This is a genomic window from Poseidonibacter ostreae, from assembly GCF_009208075.1.
GTDB classification, from domain to species: Bacteria; Campylobacterota; Campylobacteria; order Campylobacterales; family Arcobacteraceae; genus Poseidonibacter; species Poseidonibacter ostreae.
Genome location: NZ_WFKJ01000128.1, coordinates 1 through 526, shown reverse-complemented (window position 1 = coordinate 526; position 526 = coordinate 1). Strand labels below are relative to the sequence as shown.

Genomic DNA, 526 nt, shown 5'->3' with positions numbered 1-526 from the left:
CCCAATTCAAATCATAAATGCATAATTTCTTAAAGTAAGGTGTTAAGAAGGGTTAACCAAATATTTGTTATCCTTTTTCACCACAAAATAGGAAAATATTTATGAAAAAATTCACACAGTTAACCCTGAAAGAACGATATCAAATATCTGCTTACATTAAAATTGGATATACCCAAAATCAAATAGCAAAATTATTAGATAAATCTCAATCTACTATAAGTAGAGAAATAAACAGAAATAGTAAATATAATAAATATCAAGCTGAAGTTGCTGAGCAATTAACTTTTACTAGACATAAGAAGAAAAACAAGTTTGTAAAACTTACTAAAAGAGCAAAAGTTTATATTCAAGAGAAACTAAAACTAGATTGGTCTCCAGAACAGATATCTGGTGTTATGAAGAAACAAATGCTTTCATATGCAGTATCTTATGAAACTATATATCAATACATTTACCATAACAAAAGTTGTGGAGGAAGATTATATTTTAGACTAAGGCATAAAAATAAAAAATATCACAAAAGAAG

1 protein-coding gene is annotated in these 526 nt (G+C 26.4%); it reads left to right on the top strand.

The window, feature by feature from the left end; translation table 11 throughout:
• Window positions 1-101 precede the first annotated feature (101 nt).
• A partial coding sequence (locus GBG18_RS15100) for a helix-turn-helix domain-containing protein (protein ID WP_152192399.1) occupies window positions 102-526 on the top strand: 425 nt, incomplete at its 3' end.